The organism is Mesorhizobium sp. M4B.F.Ca.ET.214.01.1.1, assembly GCF_004791545.1.
Classification (GTDB): domain Bacteria; phylum Pseudomonadota; class Alphaproteobacteria; order Rhizobiales; family Rhizobiaceae; genus Mesorhizobium; species Mesorhizobium abyssinicae.
This window is the reverse complement of record NZ_SRUX01000007.1, coordinates 60,939-79,552: the sequence shown is the minus strand read 5'-3', so window position 1 is coordinate 79,552 and position 18,614 is coordinate 60,939. Positions and strand designations below refer to the sequence as shown.

At 60.0% G+C, this 18,614-nt stretch carries 16 protein-coding genes; 11 read left to right on the top strand and 5 right to left on the bottom strand.

Translation table 11 applies throughout. The features are described 5' to 3' along the window. Nucleotides 1-43: 43 nt before the first annotated feature. From EN857_RS15475 to EN857_RS15460, 4 genes are read left to right on the top strand one after another with little or no spacing between them, the layout of a single operon-like run. Entirely contained in the window at nucleotides 44-1,012 is a 969-nt protein-coding gene (locus EN857_RS15475; RefSeq protein ID WP_127308842.1) for an ABC transporter permease, read from the top strand. A 17-nt stretch (nucleotides 1,013-1,029) separates the two neighbouring features. Continuing rightward, a complete protein-coding gene (locus EN857_RS15470; protein ID WP_127308843.1) occupies nucleotides 1,030-1,860 on the top strand; it encodes an ABC transporter permease in 831 nt (276 codons plus the stop codon). Nucleotide 1,861: 1 nt separating this feature from the next. Next, the gene (locus EN857_RS15465; protein WP_245478095.1) at nucleotides 1,862-3,445 is read left to right on the top strand and encodes an ABC transporter ATP-binding protein; all 1,584 of its coding nucleotides are present in this window, start codon (nucleotides 1,862-1,864) and stop codon (nucleotides 3,443-3,445) included. A 60-nt stretch (nucleotides 3,446-3,505) separates the two neighbouring features. Continuing rightward, nucleotides 3,506-4,306, top strand: a complete 801-nt coding sequence (locus EN857_RS15460; protein WP_245493282.1) for an IclR family transcriptional regulator — start codon at nucleotides 3,506-3,508, stop codon at nucleotides 4,304-4,306. A 67-nt stretch (nucleotides 4,307-4,373) separates the two neighbouring features. Here EN857_RS15460 and EN857_RS15455 read toward each other — a convergent pair whose 3' ends face one another. Then, nucleotides 4,374-5,369, bottom strand: a complete 996-nt coding sequence (locus EN857_RS15455; protein ID WP_127308844.1) for a Gfo/Idh/MocA family oxidoreductase — start codon at nucleotides 5,367-5,369, stop codon at nucleotides 4,374-4,376. 131 nt (nucleotides 5,370-5,500) lie between these two features. Between EN857_RS15455 and EN857_RS15450 the strand changes: the two genes are divergently transcribed. Continuing rightward, complete coding sequence (locus EN857_RS15450) at nucleotides 5,501-6,322, top strand: helix-turn-helix transcriptional regulator (protein WP_127308845.1); 822 nt, start codon at nucleotides 5,501-5,503, stop codon at nucleotides 6,320-6,322. Nucleotides 6,323-6,376: 54 nt separating this feature from the next. On the opposite strand, the gene hisN is transcribed toward EN857_RS15450, so the two are convergent. From hisN to EN857_RS15435, 3 genes are all read right to left on the bottom strand, one after another. After that, on the bottom strand, nucleotides 6,377-7,168 hold the full coding sequence (hisN, locus tag EN857_RS15445) for a histidinol-phosphatase (protein ID WP_127308846.1): 792 nt from the start codon (nucleotides 7,166-7,168) through the stop codon (nucleotides 6,377-6,379). A gap of 149 nt (nucleotides 7,169-7,317) precedes the next feature. Further along, nucleotides 7,318-8,343: a glycoside hydrolase family 3 N-terminal domain-containing protein gene (locus EN857_RS15440; protein WP_127308847.1), complete on the bottom strand. Its 1,026-nt coding sequence runs from the start codon at nucleotides 8,341-8,343 to the stop codon at nucleotides 7,318-7,320. 65 nt (nucleotides 8,344-8,408) lie between these two features. After that, nucleotides 8,409-9,578 carry a Gfo/Idh/MocA family oxidoreductase gene (locus tag EN857_RS15435; RefSeq protein ID WP_128346048.1) on the bottom strand — a complete coding sequence of 390 codons (1,170 nt, stop codon included), beginning with the start codon at nucleotides 9,576-9,578 and terminating at the stop codon, nucleotides 8,409-8,411. A 559-nt stretch (nucleotides 9,579-10,137) separates the two neighbouring features. On the opposite strand from EN857_RS15435, the gene EN857_RS15430 reads away from it, so the two are divergent. Further along, on the top strand, nucleotides 10,138-10,956 hold the full coding sequence (locus tag EN857_RS15430; protein ID WP_127308979.1) for a DeoR/GlpR family DNA-binding transcription regulator: 819 nt from the start codon (nucleotides 10,138-10,140) through the stop codon (nucleotides 10,954-10,956). On the opposite strand, the gene EN857_RS15425 is transcribed toward EN857_RS15430, so the two are convergent. After that, nucleotides 10,928-11,812 (bottom strand): sugar phosphate isomerase/epimerase family protein, encoded by an 885-nt coding sequence (locus EN857_RS15425; RefSeq protein WP_127308980.1) that lies wholly within the window; start codon nucleotides 11,810-11,812, stop codon nucleotides 10,928-10,930. The two genes, EN857_RS15430 and EN857_RS15425, sit on opposite strands and share 29 nt — an antisense overlap. A gap of 370 nt (nucleotides 11,813-12,182) precedes the next feature. On the opposite strand from EN857_RS15425, the gene EN857_RS15420 reads away from it, so the two are divergent. The 5 genes from EN857_RS15420 (at nucleotide 12,183) to EN857_RS15400 (ending at nucleotide 18,610) form a co-directional block, all read left to right on the top strand. Then, the gene (locus EN857_RS15420) at nucleotides 12,183-13,985 is read left to right on the top strand and encodes a thiamine pyrophosphate-binding protein (RefSeq protein ID WP_135858845.1); all 1,803 of its coding nucleotides are present in this window, start codon (nucleotides 12,183-12,185) and stop codon (nucleotides 13,983-13,985) included. A gap of 100 nt (nucleotides 13,986-14,085) precedes the next feature. Beyond that, nucleotides 14,086-15,396: a histidinol dehydrogenase gene (gene hisD, locus EN857_RS15415; protein WP_127308982.1), complete on the top strand. Its 1,311-nt coding sequence runs from the start codon at nucleotides 14,086-14,088 to the stop codon at nucleotides 15,394-15,396. A 63-nt stretch (nucleotides 15,397-15,459) separates the two neighbouring features. Continuing rightward, the gene (locus EN857_RS15410) at nucleotides 15,460-16,713 is read left to right on the top strand and encodes an ABC transporter substrate-binding protein (RefSeq protein WP_128346049.1); all 1,254 of its coding nucleotides are present in this window, start codon (nucleotides 15,460-15,462) and stop codon (nucleotides 16,711-16,713) included. A gap of 90 nt (nucleotides 16,714-16,803) precedes the next feature. After that, nucleotides 16,804-17,700 carry a sugar ABC transporter permease gene (locus EN857_RS15405; protein WP_127308984.1) on the top strand — a complete coding sequence of 299 codons (897 nt, stop codon included), beginning with the start codon at nucleotides 16,804-16,806 and terminating at the stop codon, nucleotides 17,698-17,700. Then, the gene (locus tag EN857_RS15400) at nucleotides 17,690-18,610 is read left to right on the top strand and encodes a carbohydrate ABC transporter permease (RefSeq protein ID WP_245478121.1); all 921 of its coding nucleotides are present in this window, start codon (nucleotides 17,690-17,692) and stop codon (nucleotides 18,608-18,610) included. The genes EN857_RS15405 and EN857_RS15400 overlap by 11 nt, the downstream gene beginning before the upstream one ends. Nucleotides 18,611-18,614: the final 4 nt, after the last annotated feature.

Here is an 18,614-nt window from a genome sequence, read left to right as displayed (position 1 = left end):
ATCGGGCCACGGCGGCTTCCTCTCATATGAAGAGTGATAGCCCTTGAACAAGCCATTGCTTCAGCTTCTGCTGACAAGAATAGTCCTGGCTTTCGTCACGCTATTTGCTGTCTCGGTCGTTGTCTTCACCGCGACTCAATATCTGCCGGGAGATCCCGCCCGCGCGGCACTCGGCGCCAAGGCCGACCCCTCCGCTGTCGAGGCGCTCAGGCGCGAGTTCGGCATGGATCGGCCTGCGGTCGTGCAATATTTCAGCTGGATCGAAGGCGCCCTCACTGGCGACTTTGGACGATCAATCCCATCGGGCCGGCCGGTCTGGGAAGCGATCGGGCCTAGAGCCGTCAACACCATGGTGCTGACGGTCACCTCGCTGCTCCTGCTGATACCGCTATCGTTCGTCCTCGGCATTGTCGCGGCGATCTACAAAGACAGGTTGGCGGATCACCTGATATCCGTTCCGACCATCGTCACGGTTGCCTTGCCTGAGTTCGTCATTGGCACAGTGTTGATCGTGCTTTTCGCGGTCTATTTGCGCTGGTTGCCGCCGGTCTCGCTGATCAACGACAGCCTGCCTCTTTCGTCCCAATCCAGCCTCTTCATCTTGCCGGTGCTGACGCTGCTTGGCACGACACTGGCGCAGGTGGTGCGCATGGTTCGGGCAGTGGCCCTCGAAGTGCTGAGCGCCGAGTACATCTACATGGTGCGGCTACGCGGGATTAGTCCAGCGCGGGTGTTGATATGGCACGTCCTTCCCAACACCATCACGCCGACCATTCAGACGATCGCGTTGAACGCGGCCTGGCTGGCAGGTGGGGTCGTGGTCACAGAATCCGTCTTCCAACTGCCTGGAATCGGCAGCGCGCTTTCAGATGCGGTGATCAACCGTGACATGCCGACAGTGCTCGCCATCACGCTGATTATCACCGCCACCTACGTGCTGATCAACTTGGTGTCGGAAGCGCTTATCCTTCTCCTGAACCCAAGGCTGCGCGTAGCGAGCGGCAAGAACTGAGCCGGGGAGATCGGTCCATGTCCACCTCTGTCCTGCGCCTTACGCTGGCGAAGCCCGCCGCCCGCATCGCCCTGGTCCTGGTCCTGATTATCGTCGCCCTTGCAACGCTTGGACCCTATTTCAGCCCCTACGCTTTTGATGAAATTGTCGGCGCTCCGTTCGCGCCCATAACTCAAGAGCATTGGCTCGGAACCGATTTCCTCGGTCGCGACACTTTCAGCCGTTTCCTCTATGGCGGCAGGACGGTTCTGGTTGTCGCGCTGAGCGCGACGGTCGCGGCCTATATCGTGGCCGTGCCCCTCGGCATCTATTCCGGGCTGCGGCGAGGGCCTCTCGATGTCGTGCTGATCGCAATATCCGATGTCATCTACGCCTTGCCGCCGGCCATCTTCCTCCTGGTGCTTCTCGCCTCGACCGGCCCCAGCCTCCCAACAGTCATAGTCGGCATCGTCATCCTGCATTCTCCCCGCATCTTCCGCATCGTGCGTTTGATCACGATGGATATTTCCAAGAACGAGTACGTGGAGGCGGCTTTCGCCCGCGGAGAGAGCTGGACGGCGATCTGTTTCCTCGACATCCTTCCCAACGTGCTGACGCCGGTCACAGCCGACTTCGGTGTGCGGCTTTGCGGATCGATCATTCTTTACGCCTCCCTCAGCTATCTGGGTCTGGGCCTGCCGCCGCCGGCGGCCGACTGGGGCCTGATGATCAGCGAAAACCGAATCGGCATCACCATCTCGCCATGGATCGCCATCGCACCGGCGCTTGCGATTGCCGTCTTCTCCGTTGCCGTCAACGTTCTGACCGACAGCTTTGCGCGCTCGGTTGGTCGCTCGAAAGAGATTTGAAATGGCCGAAGCAATTCCGCTCGTCGTGCAATCGCTTTTCATGCACGATCTCAGCGGCCGCGAAATCGTCAGCGACGTATCCATTGCCGTCAAACGCGGCGAAGTCCTGGCCATCATCGGCGAGTCGGGATCGGGCAAGACCTCTGTCGCGCTGAGCTTGCTTGGCTTTGCGCGACCGGGAATGCGCATTTCGTCGGGCAAGATAACGATTGGCGGTACCGACATCCTCTCGCTTTCGGGGCGCGAGAGGCGCGCCTTTCAGGGCGGCAAGGTCTCACTGGTTCCACAGAATCCGACCACCAGCTTCAGCCCGCGAATGTCCATCGGCAAGCAAATGGCCGAGCTTCTTGCCGCGCATGGTCACTCGGGGCCTGGCCTGAAGCAGTTGCTGGCCGAGGCTCTGCGCAACGTAGACCTCCCCAATGATGAACGGTTTTTGAAACGCTATCCCTTCGAGTTGAGCGGCGGACAACTTCAACGCATCGCCATTGCGATGGCCTTTATGACGTCTCCGCAGGTGATCGTGATGGACGAGCCAACGACGGGCCTGGACGTCTCGACCCAGCAGACGATCCTTGAACTCATCGCCAGGCTGGTCAAGTCCAGCAACGCCAGCGTGGTCTACGTAACCCATGACCTTGCGGTTGTGAACGTCGTCGCCGACCGGGTGGCGGTCATGCTTTCTGGCAGGATTGTCGAGCAGGGCGGCCGCAAGCAGGTGTTTGCTGAGCCGCGCGACGATTATACACGCATGCTGCTCGACGCCATACCGCGACTGGTGGCCGAGAGCCCAGGTCCTGCGGCAGATGATACGACCGACAGCGCCCTTGAATTCCAGAACGTCCTCGAGGTGAAGAACCTGCGCGCCTCGCATGGCAACGTTGAGGTCGTCCACGGTATCTCATTCTCGGTCGGCAGAGGCGAATGCGTAGGGCTGGTCGGCGGCAGCGGCAGCGGCAAGACCACGACAGGCCGGTGCGTGACGGGTTTGCATGGCAATGCCACCGGCACCTTGTTGTTCGAAGGCCATTCGATGCCCTTCGCCGTGTCGAGCCGCTCCAAAGCTGATCTGGGTGCCATGCAGATCGTGTTTCAGAACCCTGACCGCTCACTCAACCCCAAGGAATCGATTGCTCAAAGCATTGCCCGCGCCGTTAGCCTGACCGGGATGACAGACAAGACGAGGATCGGCGCGGAGGTCCGGTCGCTGCTCGACCGCGTTCGACTGCCGCAAAGAGTAATCGACCTCTATCCCGCGGATCTGTCCGGAGGCGAGCGTCAGCGCGTCGCGGTGGCCCGGGCGCTGGCGTTGAAACCGAAGCTCCTGGTTTGTGATGAGATTACCTCGGCTCTCGACGTGTCTGTGCAGGCTGCGGTCGTCGAGCTTCTGCTCGATCTGAAAAAGGATGGCCTTGCGATGTTGTTCATAACGCACAACCTGCCGCTGGTCTCGGAAATTGCACAGTCCATCATAATCATGAAGGACGGAAACATCGTTGAGGCCGGGCGAACGAGCGAAGTCCTCCATTCGCCGCAGCATCGTTACACGAGGATGTTGTTGGAAGCCGCGCCGCGCCTTAATTGACGGCAACCTCTTCTTGGAGCACCAAGAGGGCGATTGTCATGGAGATTCGCCGGAGCGATCTTGCCCACCGACCTTGCCACCGCTGAGCAGAAGAGTGCCCGTTTCGACGCCGTCGATCGGGCGGTTGCCGTTCTGCGCGTTCTCGAACGGGCGGACCAGCCGATGTCGCTGTCGATGATTGCCCGCGAGGTCGGGCTAGGCCAGCCAACCACGTCGCGCTATGTCTCCAGTCTTGTCGGTCATGGCCTTATCGCTAAGGTAAACGGCAACCGCTATGTCCTGGGCATCGGGCTCTATATTCTGGGGCAGAAATCCCTCCATAGAAGGGATGTACGAACCGTAGCCCGTCCCTATCTCGAAACCCTGCACGAGCAGTTTAACGAAACGGTCAGCTTCGCTCTCTGGCTGCGCGATGAGCTCGTTGTCGTGGACTGTATCGAGGCCATGCAAACCTTGCGTCAGGGGGCGTCAGTCGGCGTGACGAATCCGTGGCACGCCAGCTCCTTGGGAAAGTCCATACTCGCCTGGCTGGATGCGCATGAAGTCAACAGGCTCATCAAGGCGTCGGGGTTACCCCGCTACACCCAAAATACCCTTATCACCCTGGACCAGCTGCGTGGCGAATTCCCGCTTATACGGGAGCGGGGCTATGCGGTCGACAACGAAGAGTCGGCGATAGGTGGCCGCTGTATCGGGGCCCCTGTTTACGATGAAGCCGGACGCCCGCTCGGTGCGATCAGCATCAGCGGGCCGATCGCGCGCGTCACCGACGAGGATATTCCCTCGACAGGCAGGCGCGTTGCCGAGATCGCCGACCAGATATCACGCGCTATGGGGTATGAAGGGAAGATGCCCGCCTGAGCTTCGGGAGCGAGTGATCGGCGGAGCTACCTGCTTGGCTGTCATTTCGACAGCCGGGTTCTGCAGGTTACGGCCGAAGTGCGATCGTTCGGCGCTTTGTAGATGCCGCGGCCACCGCCTCGGCGGCCCGCAGGGCGGCGATGTTATCCGACCCTCGCGCCAGCCAGGACATCTTTCGGTCCCCTGCGCTGACGAAATCCTCGACAGTCGCGACGTGGGAGTCGCCGTCACGAACAGGAACGAGCTCATTCTTGGCTCCATGCCGTCGCATGAGCGTGCCCGAAGCCTTACCGTTCAGCGTGCCATGAGCGATCAGAGTGCCGCGATCGCCGGCGACCACGACCATGCTTTCCATGTCGATGATCGCGAAACTCTCGAACGATTGAAATAAGCTGCCATCGTCGAGCTTGAATGCATAAGAAATCTGGTTGGGAGCACCGCCTTCATTCGCACCGAGGGCGGAAACTTCCTGAGGCTCTGCGCCCGTGAGGAATCTAGCCAGGTCGATGTCGTCGACGGACATGTCGAGATAGATGTCGCTGTCGCCGTCGAGATCGTCTTTCCTGCGCTTGGCTGTTGGCTTGTATGGTCCCTCGCGCGTGATAAGGATCGACTGCACCTTGCCGATTTCGCCGTCGACGATCAACCTGCGCATCGTCTGGTGGATCGCCGAAGCCCGGAACGGGTGATGCACGGCAAGAACGATGCCGGCTGTATCGCACACGCGCACCAGGGCGGCTGCCATCTTGCTGCTTTCGGAGATGGGACCGTCGCAAAGGACGTTCTTGCCAGCCTGCGCCGCGGCTGTGATGTAATGCGCCCGCCGCTGTATTCGGGCACTGACATAGATGAACTCGACGTCAGGGTCGCCAAGGGCACTTGACAAGTTGGTTGTCCACTGTGGGATATCCAAGTCCTGGGCGAAATGCGCGGCATCCAGTTTGCGTCGACTGACCACCCACAAGGGAGTATGCCCTTGCGCCCTGATCCCGGCGACCATCTGCTCCGTGGCGATGGTGCCGGTACCCATAACCGACCACCCCGTCTTGCCGTGAGTTGCCATGCCGGGAGCTCCTTATTCGGTCCAAGTATGGGCGAATTCGCGTCGCGGAGCCAACTTCGCATCTGATTGAGTTCTGAATTAAAGTGGCGTACACAGAGCGTCTATTCGCGTCACTGGGGAAGGCCGCCAGATTGAACCACCTCGCAGGGGAGAATGCTGCGCTTGCGGCGAATTTGAGAACCCTTTGCGACCGTCACGGGTCTGTGGCAGCCGTTTGTCGCAAATTAAACGTCAACCGGCAACAATTTAACAAATATTTGTCCGGCGCCCATGTGCCATCGAGCGCCAATCTGCGCACGATCGCGAATTTCTTCGGACTGAGCGTTCCGATCCTTTTCTCCAACCCGGAGGAATTTCGGACGTTGATCGACGGTAATTTTTTTCATGCGATGTCCACTGCCCGGCATCTGCCTGAGTTTGTGAATTTTCTTTCCAACATTGTTTTTGATAGCACCGTGCAGGATTCCGAGATCCTGGGCGTTTATGATCGCTACCAGTTTTCCTCGATCTATAAGGGTTTCATTCTAAAATCGGCGTTCTGCCTGTATAGACCAGATAAATTTCTGCAGCATTACTATATTGAGCGGTTTCCGAGCTTCGATAAGCCGGGGAAAACCGAATATGTCTTTAAGTACTATGGCTTTAGTTTCCCTGTGGCGGACAGGCTGTTCACAGCCGATTTCGAAGGGATTCAGAGCAACGAGCTCACCTTCGGCGTCTATGCCCAGGTCAAGCGAAACGCCAAGCGGTTCATGTTCGGCATTGCCAGCGGCATCGCGGCCAATGCCTTTCGTCAACCCTACTCAACGAAGGTCGCTTTGCACTACAAGGGGCCGGGCCTGCTCCAGCGCCGTCACCTCAAGGAGCTTACAGTGATCGACAGAGGTGATCCGAGCATTCCCAGGGAGGTGCTACAGTACCTCGGGGATGGGTCCGATATGATCCAGATGTAGTCTCGAAGCCTTGACGGTACGAGGCGGTCGTCTGACACTATTCGTGAAGCCGGCCTACGCCGTGCCGACAAGCTCATTCAGCGCCAAGCGATGCAGCGCAGGCGTGGCTGAGGCCAAGACCGGCCCTCCCTCTTCGGCGCGGCCACCGTCGATACGTGTGACGACGCCGCCCGCTTTCTCGATGATCGGTATCAGCGCGACAATGTCGTAGGGCTGCAGGGAGGGCTCGAGCGACAGATCGATCCGGCCCGCGGCCAGCATTGCGAAGGCGTAGCATTCGCCGCCATACCGGGTCATCTTTACCGCGCTGTTCAGCCGCTCGAAACCAGCCTTGAGATCACCATGAAAATGCTCGGGCGAGTTGGTGTGAAGAATGGCGTCGGAAAGGTTGTCGATGTTGCGCGTCTTGAGCGCCTTTCGCTCGCCGGCGCGCTGGCGCCATGCGCCCGTTGCGTCGGCCCAAAACCGTTCGCCGATATAGGGCTGGCTGAGCATCCCCATCTCGGCGTGGCCGCGATTGGTTAGACCTATGAGCGTCCCCCAGACCGGAATGCCGCAGATGAAAGGTCGCGTTCCGTCAACGGGATCTAGGACCCATCGCCAGTCGCTGCCGCCGCCCGTCTCGCCGAATTCCTCGCCGAGTACGGCGTGGTCCGGAAACTCTTTCACTATGGCGGCGCGCAACGCGATTTCAGCCTCGCGATCTGCCTCCGTAACCGGATCGAACCTGTATCCGGCCTTCACCTTGGTCTCTACGGCGAGGTCAACCAGATAGCGGGGCAGGGTCTCGGCATCCGCCAAATCGGCCAGATGGTGCAGGAAGGATGAGTCCGGGAGCTTTGACATGGGTTCCATCTCCATTTGGTCGATGCGGCCGCCGCTTGGGTCGAACGCCGGATCGAGACCGAATTTCTGGGCGCGCGACTTTAATCTGTCTAGAACAGCACCGAGCGATCGCATCCGGCAAAAGCATGCGCATTTGCACCGGTGGTTGCTCAGGCAGCCTGCAAGGACCGATCAGAATCCGCGGCCAGACGGCGCACCGCGCTCGCCGAACGGGCAACGACGTCTCGTTCGAGTTTGCCGGCGCGGACACTGGCGATGATACTGTTTGCCACATCATCGACCTGAGGCCCGCCCGCCAACAGGAGAAGGTCGACGCCGGCTTTGAGCGACGCCACCGCGGTTTCCGGAACCGTGCGGCCGCGCAACGTTCCGGGCAGATCGAGATCGTCCGAGACGATCAGGCCACGGAACCTGTGGGCGCCGCGAAGCATCGCGACTACCTTTGCCGAAGTCGACGAAGGCTCGGACGAATCGATTGCATCGACCGGTATGGGCCCGGTCATGATGGCGCACACACCTGCTGCAATGGCCGCGTCGAAGCACTTTAGATTGGGTTTCAGCTGCTCCAGCGAAGCAGTGACCGTCACAGTCGCGCTGTCGTGCGGGTCGGCCGGCACATGGGGATGCCCGGGAAAGTGCTTTGCTGTTGCCGCAACTCCCTGGTTCTGAACGCCTCTAATGAATGCCGACGCGGCGCGACTGACCAGGTCGCTATCCGCGGAAAAGGTGCGGTCACGCAGCCACGGGTTGCTTCCGGTCACCAGATCGACGACGGGCGCCAGGAAGAAGTTGATGCCGCAGGACCTGGCGGCGCGAGCGGCCTCTGCCCCGAAGTGCTCGATCTCGGTCTCCTTCATCTCCAGAACTTCGCGCGGATGAGGAAGCTGGGGTCCGAGGTTGTGGAGGCGGTGGACACCTCCCAGTTCGTAATCGATTGCGACCAGCACGTCGCCAGCAAGCGCCCGCGCACGGTCGTGGTAGTCCAGGAGAAGCTGCGGCGTTTCCGATTGCTGCCTGGCCGGCGACATGCGCCGCGCCACATATTCTTCGCGCGTCGAACCGAGAAGGGAAGCGACGCCGCCGGCAGTGAAGAAAGACGTCGACGCTTGTGTGAACTCAACCTTGTCAAAGGCGGGCAGGAGTACTGCGTAAGCGTCGCGAGAGAGGTCATCCATTTTTTCAGTCCTGATGTGTTTTGGCTCTGAGAGGGCAGAGTCCAATCATTTGGTGGTTGTCTGCTTCAGGAAGCTGGGAACGCAACCCAGGATTTCGACGCTGACGACGTGACGCTGACCTCGGACAGCAGAACACCCCGCAGCCCTTCGTAAACATCGGAAACCGGCACCTGCAGCGCTTCTCGCCAGTTACGTCCTGCCTCGAGCGCCGTCGCATAGTCGCTGTACAAGACGGCGAGCGCTTCGAGGTAGCCTTCGGGAGAGCCGGCCGGCAGGCTGGTCGCCTGTTTCGCGTCGGCCGAGAGGTCGCTGTTTCCGCGACGATAGGTGAGGTCGCCTTGGCCAAGCCGGAAGACACTGAGCGTTTCCGGTGCTTCCTGCCGCCATTCCATGGTGGCCTTGGAGCCGACGATCTTGAAGCGCAGGCCATTGCGATGGCCAGGAGCGGCAAAGGAGGACCACAAAAGGCCGTTGGCGTTGCCCTCGAATTCCAGCTGGATCAAGTCAGTGTCGTCTAACCCGAAGGAGTCGACGGTTCGCATCAGGTTGGCGCTGAGTGCGGTGCACCGGAGACCGGACACAAACTCGAGGATATTGAAAGCGTGCGTGCCGATATCCCCTAGCGCGCCCGTCGGTCCCGCCTTTGCTGGGTCGCCGCGCCATATCCCGCCCTTGCCCAGCTTCGACGGGTCGTTGACCAGCCATTCGAGCAGATACTCCACATGCATGAAGCGAACCTGCCCGATCTCGCCCGCGCGGATGCGAGCGCGCGCGTCTCGGACCATGGGATAGCCGGTGTAGGTGTATGTCACGGCAAAGAACGTGTCATTTGCCGCCGCTATCCGCTGAAGCTCGCGCGCCTGCTGCGACGAGTGGACCAGCGGCTTTTCGCAGATGACAGGAATGCCAGCTTCGAGAAACGCTTTGCATGGTTCGAAATGCAGATGGTTGGGCGTGACGATGATCGCGACTTCAATCGCATCGTCGCGTGCCGCTTCCAAGGCCGCCATGTCATGGAAGCTGAGGTAATTGCGGCCCGCGGCCACCCCAAGCGCCTCGCCGGCTTCAAGACAGGTCTGCCGGTCGGACGAGAAGGCGCCAGCTACCAATTCGAAACGATTGGTGAGCCGCATGGCAGTTCGATGACGGCTTGCAAAGAATGAACCACGCCCCCCTCCCACCATGCCGGCGCGAAAGCGACGTTTGCGGGGGATGTCGTTCGTCAGAAGGCTCATAGGTCCCCATCGCGCATTTCGGTCCATCTTTGGACTTGGTCGGAAGTGTCGCACTCGTCCTATTCGACAGCGGCTGCGATGAGGAACGGTCGACGGTATCCTTCCACTCGCGAGATCGAGCGACAAGTTCGCACGGTTCCAATCTGTGACGCAGAGTGACGCGATGTGCCTAGGTCGCTGTCTGTCGTGCATCAAGTCCAGGCTCCCACTTGAGCGCCGCTCAGCCGCGATGGTATCGGCGCCCGCAATCAATCACGACAGCCCGGGGTTGGTCTGATGGATAGGATATCACGGGGGGGCCTCCACGACCCCCGTTCCCCGTTTCCCGACATCGGAAATGAACGTCCAAATGCGTCAGGAATGGTGACTGTGCGAAATTGCATCGGTGAGCGGCTGGTAGTGAGGCTTATCGACCACATGATCGACGAACAGTGCCCTTGGCTCGACCTGCAGCGACGGTTCATCATGACATTGTGGCCTGGGACGGTTGGGAGTTATATCCGCTAGCCATGAAGACGGAAAAAGAAGCTGCCCATGATCTGTCTGGGAGGTTTGGGTGATGCTTTCGGAAGAGCGCCAGGCGATCATACGCGATCGATTAGCGGAGCAAGGCAAGGTCCTGGCCAACGCGCTGGCGCTCGAATTCCGTGTGTCGGAAGACACCGTACGCCGCGATCTTCGCGATCTTGCCAAAGCCGGGTTTTGCCGCAGGGTCTACGGCGGAGCGCTCGCCAGATCATCAGCGACCGGCACGGGAGGCGGGCGGTTGAAAATCTCCGTCTCCGATCTCGCGGCGCCGGCTGCTACCGCAACCAAGCTCGTGCAGCCCGGCGCGGTGATCCTGATGGATCAAGCAGCCCTAAGCGTCGCATGCGCTGCCGCTTTGCCCCGTGACATGGCCTTGACGGTTGTGACGAATGCTCCGTCAGTCGCGACGGCATTATCAGGGCATCGTCAAGTGCGCGTGGTTCTGTTGGGCGGCCTGTACGACCAGGACAAAGGATGCTCTTTTGGACCTGTCTGCCTCTCGCAGTTGGAGCAGTTCCATGCCGATTTCTTCTTTGCCGCCGATTGTGCCATAGATGCTTCCGTCGGCTTGACCGCATTCGACCTTGCCGAGGCTGAAATCAAACGCGCGATGTGCAGGCGGAGCATCGCTCGGGTAGCTTTTGCGACCGCAGACAGGATGTCGAGGGTCGCGCCCTTTCAAGTTTCGGGACCTGGAGAGATCGACCATTTGGTGGTCGGGCGCCAGCTAACTGCCGAGAGCCTCCAATTGTTTAGCAAGCAGGGCACGGTGATCCACCGCGCATTGGGGGGTCCAAATCGAAACCTCGACGATCGACGACCTAAGGACCTTCAACAAGATCCTGCATGAGGGTTTTGAGATCGCGAGCGACGTCGTAGCTGTTCATCTGATGCTGCTTGTTGCAGAACAGCTCGCAGCTCCACCAGCCATCGTAGCCGGTAGACTTCACGGCAGCTACCCACTCTCGAAGGTCTAGCGCGCCCTTGCCTGTTTCCACGTCGCGCAGCACCGGCTCGTTGGGGACTCCGCCCGCAAACGGCAGAGAGTCGCAGATGTGCACGCCGTAAATCAGATCCTTGTCCAATCGCGAGATTTGTTCGGGGCCATCGCCCGAGGTGTAACAGTGCCAGAAGTCGACGACGAGACGTATGTTGTCGCGCGCTGCTTTCCTGATGGTCCGAAGCTGCCTGTCAAGGGTGTTGAGCGGCGTCCAGGACAACGCTTCATGGTAGATGACCACATTGCGCTGGGCGGCAATGTCGGCGACCGCGGCCAATCCAGACGCCGTGATGTCGATCTGCTCCTCTATCGGCAGGCCAACAACGCCGCGGTAGAGATCGGGTAGCCGGGTAACGCTGGTGGGATCGAGAGCCTCGAGACTGATTGGACCTGTAATGACCTGAATGCCCTTTGATCCAACCGCCGAGGCAAGGTCCGTCAAAGCTTCCGCGTCTTTCAGCAGGTCCTTTCGGGCGTCGCCGTAGCGTTCCACGTCGAGAAGAAATCCAATTCCTGGAATGAAAGTATCGCCGACAACGCGCCGCAGCTCCTGCGGGCTGAAACCAGCGTCCAGGAAAGCGCGAATCTTGGCGCCGGATGCTTCCAGCCCATCGAAGCCGATCTGGTGTGCGATATCGAGATCAAGTGCAAGCGTGCCGTATCGCGCGACGAGTGCATGCAGGACAATCTGGTTGCGCTTCGACATGGGTTCCACCGTCATAAGTGGTTGACATTACCAGCAAGCAAGCCATACGCGTTGTTGAGGCGGAATTGCGCGGTAGTGCGAATTCTTGCGCGATATGCAGCACTTATCGCGTTATATCGCGTCGAAAATCTCCTGGAATCTGGACGCGTGTTGCGCCTGGCTGGAGCCAGTCTCGGCATATTTCGCCCATCGGCGGCTGGAAGCGGTCAACCCCTACTGTCGCAACTCTTCTCTGATAGCGCGTCACATTGCTTCGAATAAACCTACCCTGCGAACTTGTCGCAGGGCCTTCCATGGCTGCTTACTAAGAGCATGAACGAGGAGCATATCTCGCAACCGCCTCGTCAGCCAAAGATAAGAGGGTCGAACAATGAAACTGACCGGTGGGCAGATCGTCGCAAGAGCGCTCAAGGAATATGGCGTCGAATATGTGGCTGGCGTACCTGGACATGGCATCTGGGCCCTGTTCGATGCTTTTCTAGAGGAAGGCTCGCAGCTGCCTTTCATCCAGGTCATGCATGAACAGAGCGCCGTTCACATGGCGGACGGCTATTTCCGCGCCAGCGGCAAGCCCATGGCATGTTCGACGTCGGTCGGACCCGGCGCTACCAACACGATCATTGGGCTTGCGACAGCCTACTGCGACTCGACTTCCTTGTTCTATGTCTCGGGCTCCCCACAGACCTACATGCATGGCCACGGCACCATGCAGGAGATCGAGCGCCAGCAGGACAACGCCTTTGCGCGCATCACCGAGCAGGTGACCAAGCGCGCCTGGCAGGCTCAATCCGTTCAGGTTCTGCCGACCATCATGCATCGCGCCTTCAACGAGATGCTCACCGGCCGTCCGGGCCCCGTGCACGTCGAGGTACCGATGGACGTGCAGGTCGAGGCGGCCGAGGTGAGCATTCATCCGCTGGATAAGCGCCTGCCGATCGGTGTGGCCTACCCGGATCCGAGCGCGATCGAGGCGGCCGTAAAGCTTCTGTTGAACGCCGAACGGCCGGTCATCGTCGCCGGTGGCGGCGCCATCACGGCTAACGCTTCGAACGAATTGACCCGTCTGGCAGAGCGGCTCGGCGCGGCGGTTTCGATCACCTGGAACGGTAAGGGCGCCATCTCGGAAGATCATGAGCTCTTCATCGGCGCAGTCGGCCAGACCGGCACGACATGCGGCAACAAGATCACCGCGTCCGCTGACGTCGTGATCTCGGTAGGCTGCCGCTTTACAGATTGGTCGGCATCTTCCTACGCCAAGGGCGTTTCGTTCTCGATCCCCCCGGGCAAGCTGATCCACATTGATCTTGACCCGCGTGAGATCGGCAAAACCTATCCGACCGAGGTTGGCATCGTGTCCGACGCAAAGGTGGCGTTGGAGGCAATCCTGGCGTTGATCTCGGAGGCAGATGCCAAGAAGGCTCTCGCAAAACGCGAGAAGTTCCTGGCGGACGTCCAGAAGGCGAAGGCCGACTGGATCGCCCAGGTGTCGCCGCGCGAAAACAGCCGCGAAACGCCCTTCACATCGCAGCGGCCACTGGTCGCTTTGCGCAAGGTCCTCGACCGCAATGGTATTGTGGTTGTCGGTTCGGGCAACACCCAGGGTTCGGTGAAGCAAAGCTTCCCGGTCTACGAGCCTCGCACCCACCTGACCTCCGGCTCCTATTCGCCGATGGGCTGGGCGGTGCCGGCGGCTTTGGGCGCCAAGCTCGCATGCCCGGATCGCCAGGTCGTGGCGATCGTTGGCGACGGCGACTTCATGATGTCGCTGCCCGAAATGGGCACTGCCGTGATGAACGGCATCAATGTGGTGTTCCTCGTGTTGAACAACTCAGGTTACATGTCGATCCGCGGTGGCCAGCGCAAGTTCATGGGCCGTCACATCGCTTCCGAATTTACCCATCACTCCGGGAATGGCCAGCCTTACTCTGCCGATATCACGGCCTCCGCCCGCGCATTCGGGCTCGAGGCCTGGAAAGTCGAGAAGGATGAAGATCTCGAAAGCAGCCTGAAGGCAGCTCTGGAATGCGGAGGCCCGGCTCTTGTCGAGGTCATTGTCTCGCGCGACGCGGCGGGACCGTTCGCGACCGGCTGGTGGGATTTTCCGTCGCCGGCCTACTACGAAAAAGAACAGGCCGGATACGCCGAGATGCGCGCCCGCGAGCAGCACCTGTAGCAGGACCGACGTGAGGGCGGGCCGGCCCCGCCCTCAAACTTCGCCACCCATCTCGTTGAGGATGCGGCGCCCACGCGCTCGCGAACGAAGAGCTATTCCAATGATACGCACCGTCAAGTCCGCCCGAGGCAGTGTCGCAGACGATGGTCAGCCGGCAGTTACCGCGACAGTTCAGGCCTTGCTGGCCCAGGTCGAGAAGGGCGGCGACAAGGCGGTGCGCGAATTGTCCGTCCGCTTCGACAAGTTCGACAGGGATGACTATCGCCTGACCAAGGCCGAGATCGACGGGTGCATCAACGCGTTGACCAAGCGCGAACGCGATGATCTCGATTTCGCGCAGGACCAGGTGCGCAGGTTCGCCGAAGCCCAGCGCGCGACCCTTCTCGATCTGGAGATCGAAACGCTGCCGGGAGTCGTTCTAGGCCACAAGAACGTGCCGATCCAGAATGTCGGATGCTATGTCCCGGGCGGCAAATATCCGCTGCTTGCGTCCGCCCACATGACTGTCTTGACCGCCCGAGTGGCTGGTTGCGAGCGCGTCATCACCTGCGCCCCGCCGTTTCAGGGCAAGATCGCCGAGAAGATTGTCGCCGCCCAGGCGCTCGCCGGCGCCGACGAAATCTACTGCCTCGGCGGCGTCCAGGCGATCGCCGCCATGGCCTACGGCACCGAGACGATCGCTCCCGTCGATATCCTGGCCGGCCCTGGAAATGCCTATGTGGCAGAAGCGAAACGGCTGCTGTTCGGCAAGGTCGGCATCGACCTTTTCGCCGGTCCGACCGAGACGCTGGTGATTGCCGACGACAGTGTCGACGGTGAGATCGTGGCCACGGATCTGCTTGGCCAGGCGGAGCATGGCGTCAGCTCTCCTGCTTTGCTGATCACCAACTCGGAAAAACTTACCCGCGACACGCTGGATGAAATCGAGCGTCTGCTCAAAATCCTGCCGACCGCGGCTGTCGCGGCCAAAGCCTGGGAGGATTTCGGCGAGATCATCCTGTGCGATACGATCGACGAGATGGTGGCCGAGGCCGATCGCATCGCCTCCGAGCATGTCCAGGTCATGACGCGTGATCCGGACTACTTCCTTGAGAAGATGAAAAACTATGGCGCGCTGTTTCTCGGTGCCCGCACGAATGTGTCGTTTGGCGACAAGGTCATCGGCACCAACCATACGCTGCCGACCAACAAGGCCGCGCGCTACACTGGCGGGCTCTGGGTCGGCAAATTCCTCAAGACCTGCACCTATCAGCGCATCCTGACCGACGAGGCCTCGGCCCTGATCGGAGAGTACGGCTCGCGTCTCTGCCTGATGGAAGGGTTCGCCGGGCATGCCGAACAAGCCAACATCCGGGTCCGCCGCTACGGAAGAAAGAACGTCGGCTACGCCATGCCGGCCGATCCAAGCTGACTGCAACCGGCCCGATAACAGCGAAAATGCGACCGGGCTTCAACCTCCAAAAGGGGAAGAACGATGACGAACCTTAAGAGAATGCTGCTCGCCGCTGCCCTGGGACTGCCCTTTGCGGGCCAGGCAATGGCACAAACCAAAATTGAAGGCCTGCATGTCTGGACGTCGGCGAGCGAGGTCGGGGCCCTGAAAGTCATCACCGACAAGCTCAAGACCATGGGCTTCGAGTGGCAGGACAGCGCGGTTGGTGGCGCCAATGGCGCCAATGCCCAGCAGGCGTTGCGCACTCGTGTCGCCGCCGGCAATCCGCCTGCGGTGATGCAGTTCCTCGGCTTCGAAGGACTGGGCTGGGCCAAGGAAGGCGTGCTGCGTTCGTTGAATGACCTTTATGCCAAGAACAGCTGGAAAGCCGCCCTTCCTCCGGTCATGCTGCAATTCCTGGAGCAGGATGACAGCTTTTTCTCGACTCCGATCAACATGCATCGTCAGAACTGGGTTTGGGCAAATAAGGCCGTCTTCGACAAGGCTGGGATCGCCATTCCCACAAGCTGGGACGAACTGATTGCCAGTGCCGAAAAGCTGAAAGCGATTGGTGTTACGCCGATAGCGATGAGCGACGAGAGCTGGCAGATCGAAGAGCTGTTCGAATCCATGCTGATCGACGTGAACGGCCCCGATTTTTACAAGAAAGCAGCTATCGATCTTGATGAGACGGCGCTGTCCAGCCCCGAGATGATCAAGACGTTTGAACTTCTGGGCAAGGTGCGTGGATTGCATGATGCCGGTTTCACCGGCCGTGACTGGGCGGCTGCGACCAACTTGGTCGCCAACGGCCAGGCAGGCATGCAGATCATGGGCGATTGGGCGAAGGGTGAATTCCTCGCCAAGGGCATGAAGCCCGGCGTCGATTTCCTCTGCTTCCCGACGCCGACCGCCACGCCGAATTACAAGTTCGTGTTCGATACCTTCGGCGGCTTCAAGATCGACAATGGCGATATCGCAAAGGGGCAGGACGCGGTCGCGGAAGCCATCATGGACCCCGAGGTTCAGAAGAAGTTCAATCTGATCAAGGGCTCGATCCCGGCTCGTCTCGATGTGCCGATGGACGATTTTGACGACTGCGCCAAGCGCAGCTTTTCGGACCGCGTCGCTGCCATCAAGGACAACGCCATCTACGGATCGCTCACCGACGGCTTTGCTGTCGAGCCGCGTTTCTCTGGCGTGTTCCAAGACGTCGTCGGCAAGTTCTTCGTCACGGATATGAGCGCGGAAGACGCGGTCAAATCCCTGGTCGACGGGATCAACAACGCACGCTGAGGCGTGCGTTCGCTGCCGGGGCAATGCCTCCCATGAGGTCCCGGCAGCGCCTTTCTCGCAGCTCCATTGACCCAACCTGAGGGCAAGCCGATGAGCAGACCCACCCCTTTATCGAACCGTATTGAGCATTGGTTGCCACGGCTTGTGCTGGCGCCCAGCCTCTTGGTTGTGCTGGTTGCGGTCTACCTGTTCATCTGCTGGACGGGTTGGATCTCGCTCTCGTCTTCCATGATCGTGCCGAAATACGATTTTGTCGGCCTCAATCAGTATGTCCGCCTGTGGTCGACGCCGCGCTGGCACACGGCCGTGTTCAATCTGTTCGTCTTTTCAACACTGTTTTTGGCCCTGACCACCGGGCTCGGACTGTTGATGGCAATCCTTCTCGACCAGAAGATCCGCGTCGAAGGCACATTGCGGGCGATCTTTCTCTACCCGATGGCGCTGTCCTTCATCGTCACCGGCACCGCCTGGAAGTGGATTCTAAACCCCGCTCTGGGTGTGCAGAAAGTGATCAATGAGCTCGGCTGGACCAGCTTCGTTTTCGACTGGATCGCACAGCCGACTTTCGCGATCTATTGCGTGGTGATAGCCGCCGTCTGGCAATCGACCGGCTTCGCCATGGCGATCTTCCTGGCCGGCCTGCGCGGCATCGACAATTCGGTCATCAAGGCCGCCCAGATCGAGGGCGCAAGCCTGCCGCGAATCTATCGGACAATCGTCGTGCCGATGCTGCGCCCCGCCTTCCTGAGCGTGATCGTCTTGCTCAGCTATATCGCAATCAAGAGCTTCGATCTCATTCTGGCGCTGACCAACACCGGACCCGGTTCCGCGACCGAAATGCCTTCCACCTTCATGTACTCCGCCACCTTCCGGCGTGACCAGATGGGCGTTGGCGCAGCCAGTGCGATGATGATGCTGATGACCGTCGCTGCGATCATCGTTCCGTATCTCTATTCAGAGCTGAAGGAGTCCCGCGATGGCCACTAATGCCGCGTCCTTGGCCACCAGTTCCACGCCCTTGGCCACCAATGCCAGGTCCTTCCGTCGACAGCATCGTATCGGCCGTGCCGTGATCTACGGCAGCCTGTTTTTCATGGCTGCGTTTTACCTGATGCCGCTCTGGGTGATGATCACCACTTCGGTGAAACATCTCGATGAGATCTATGCCGGCTCCTTTATCGGTCTGCCACAGCAAATCAGCTTCGATGCCTGGCGCACCGCTTGGTCAGAGGCTTGCAACGGAACCGCCTGCAAAGGGCTGAAACCCTACTTCATCAATTCGCTGCTGTTGACGATCCCAGCCGTAATCATGTCGACCGGCATCGGTGCGATCAACGGCTATGTCATCACTAAATGGCGGTTTCCCGGCTCCAACGTGATCTTCGGGCTGCTGTTGTTCGGCTGCTTCCTGCCTTTCCAGGCAGTGATTCTTCCCATGGCGCAAACGTTGGGCATTCTTGGTCTCGCCGGGTCTCTTCCGGGGCTCGTGCTGGTCCACACGGTCTACGGCATCGCGTTCACCACGCTGTTCTTCCGCAACTATTTCGTCAGCATTCCCGATGAACTTGTAAGAGCGGCGAAGATCGACGGTGCCGGTTTCATCAGGATCTTCGTATCGATCATGCTGCCGGCGGCCCTGCCGATCATCGTCGTGTCCTGCATCTGGCAGTTCACCCAGATCTGGAACGACTACCTGTTCGGGGCGTCATTCACCGCTGGCGAAAATGCCCCCATCACCGTAGCGCTCAACAACATCGTCAACGTCTCGATGGGCCGCAAGGAATACAACGTCGACATGGCTGCCGCCATGATCGCCGCGCTTCCGACCCTTTTTGTCTACGTCGTCGCTGGAAGATATTTCGTGCGCGGCCTTACTGCCGGCGCCGTGAAAGGCTGATGCC

Bases quoted from the DNA above. Each gene is read 5' to 3' on its own strand.
- EN857_RS15405 (WP_127308984.1), top strand. From the start codon at position 16,804: ATGAGCAGACCCACCCCTTTATCGAACCGTATTGAGCATTGGTTGCCA.
- EN857_RS15400 (WP_245478121.1), top strand. From the start codon at position 17,690: ATGGCCACTAATGCCGCGTCCTTGGCCACCAGTTCCACGCCCTTGGCC.
- EN857_RS15430 (WP_127308979.1), top strand. From the start codon at position 10,138: ATGCTTTCGGAAGAGCGCCAGGCGATCATACGCGATCGATTAGCGGAG.
- EN857_RS15410 (WP_128346049.1), top strand. From the start codon at position 15,460: ATGACGAACCTTAAGAGAATGCTGCTCGCCGCTGCCCTGGGACTGCCC.
- hisN (WP_127308846.1), bottom strand. From the start codon at position 7,168: ATGTCAAAGCTCCCGGACTCATCCTTCCTGCACCATCTGGCCGATTTG.
- EN857_RS15465 (WP_245478095.1), top strand. From the start codon at position 1,862: ATGGCCGAAGCAATTCCGCTCGTCGTGCAATCGCTTTTCATGCACGAT.
- EN857_RS15420 (WP_135858845.1), top strand. From the start codon at position 12,183: ATGAAACTGACCGGTGGGCAGATCGTCGCAAGAGCGCTCAAGGAATAT.
- EN857_RS15455 (WP_127308844.1), bottom strand. From the start codon at position 5,369: ATGGCAACTCACGGCAAGACGGGGTGGTCGGTTATGGGTACCGGCACC.
- hisD (WP_127308982.1), top strand. From the start codon at position 14,086: ATGATACGCACCGTCAAGTCCGCCCGAGGCAGTGTCGCAGACGATGGT.
- EN857_RS15470 (WP_127308843.1), top strand. From the start codon at position 1,030: ATGTCCACCTCTGTCCTGCGCCTTACGCTGGCGAAGCCCGCCGCCCGC.
- EN857_RS15435 (WP_128346048.1), bottom strand. From the start codon at position 9,578: ATGAGCCTTCTGACGAACGACATCCCCCGCAAACGTCGCTTTCGCGCC.
- EN857_RS15440 (WP_127308847.1), bottom strand. From the start codon at position 8,343: ATGGATGACCTCTCTCGCGACGCTTACGCAGTACTCCTGCCCGCCTTT.
- EN857_RS15425 (WP_127308980.1), bottom strand. From the start codon at position 11,812: ATGTCGAAGCGCAACCAGATTGTCCTGCATGCACTCGTCGCGCGATAC.